Raw genomic sequence first — 1,393 nt, 5'->3', positions numbered from 1 at the left:
GCCAAAGATGCGGAGAACGTCACTGGCAGAACAATTGTCCATACCGATACCGAAAATGTGATCTGTGCAGACGCATCGGACACAAAGCCTCACATTGCAGGACAAAAGGCCCCCGCAGGAGCTACGTAAAAACAGCGAAGACTCAAGCGGAGGACGAGAATGTACGGAAGTACGTTACAGTAAAAATCGGGAACAAGAATGTTAAACTTCAATTGGACAGCGGGTCGGATTTGTCCATAATAAACCACCATACTTGGTGCAAAATTGGAAAACCGACGTTGATGAGAACAAAGAAAGTTGCTCGTTCAGTAACTGGAGAAAGAATAAAATTCGAAGGTGAGGTTATTACTAACGTAACGTTGAAGGGAAAAACATTGAAACTGAAGATGTTTGTGTTAAGAAACACTAATAATCTTTTTGGTACGGACTGGATCCAAAAATTTGAACTCTGGGACTCGCCCATTAGCGATTTTTGTCAAAAAGTAGAGAGCTTTAGAACTGAAGCTGAAAAACTAAAGAAAGACCTGAGAGAGTCGTTCCCCAAGGTTTTTTCAGAAAAACTAGGCTGCTGCACAAAAATGGAGGCGAAGTTCAAATTGAAGGAGAATGTCACTCCAGTCTTCAAAAAAAAACGAAGCGTACCATTCGCCTCCATACAGAAAATCGACGAAGAACTGGACAGACTCGTCAAAACTGGAATTTTGACCCCTATCGACTACAGCGAGTGGGCCGCCCCCACCGTCTATGTAAAGAAAAAGTCAAAGGATATCAGAGTCTGTGCCGACTTCTCGACTGGGTTGAATGCAGCACTAAAGGATCATCATTACCCGCTACCTAGCCCCGAAGAAGTTTTTACGAAACTAAATGGTGGGAGAATATTCTCGAAGATAGATCTAAGTGAAGCCTACTTACAAATTCCCGTGGAAGAAGAAAGCTCAAAACTTTTGTGTATTACCACTCACAAGGGACTATTTAAGTTCAATAGATTAGCTTTCGGGATCAAAGTCGCACCAGCAATATTTCAACAGATAATCGATACGTTGTTGAGCGGCCTTGATTTTTCGATTGGATACTTAGATGATATTCTGATGAAAAGCGAATCTATAGAACAACATAGAAAACACGTTTTTCAAGTATTCGAAAGAATAAAGGAGTACGGCTTCACACTTAAAGATACTAAATGTGAATTTTTCCTCGACAAAATAAAATACCTAGGGCAGATAATCGACAGAAACGGTAGACGACCCGATCCAGAAAGGTCCATAGCAATAAAAAATATGCCTGAGCCACATAATATAACAACATTACAGAGTTTTTTGGGCTTAGCAAATTACTATCAATCGTTCATTCCGAATATGCACACATTGCGTGCACCACTAAATGAATTACTCAG

Annotated in this window: 1 protein-coding gene; it reads left to right on the top strand. The window is 40.7% G+C overall.

Translation table 11 applies throughout. From position 1 onward, the window contains the following. Nucleotides 1-281 precede the first annotated feature (281 nt). Nucleotides 282-1,393: reverse transcriptase family protein (locus ACVFVN_RS14690; protein ID WP_456235862.1), on the top strand; the 1,112-nt coding region annotated here is incomplete at its 3' end.

It is taken from the genome of Soonwooa purpurea, from assembly GCF_053891095.1.
Note: the sequence above shows the minus strand (reverse complement) of the source record. Positions and strands in the feature narration are given on the sequence as shown.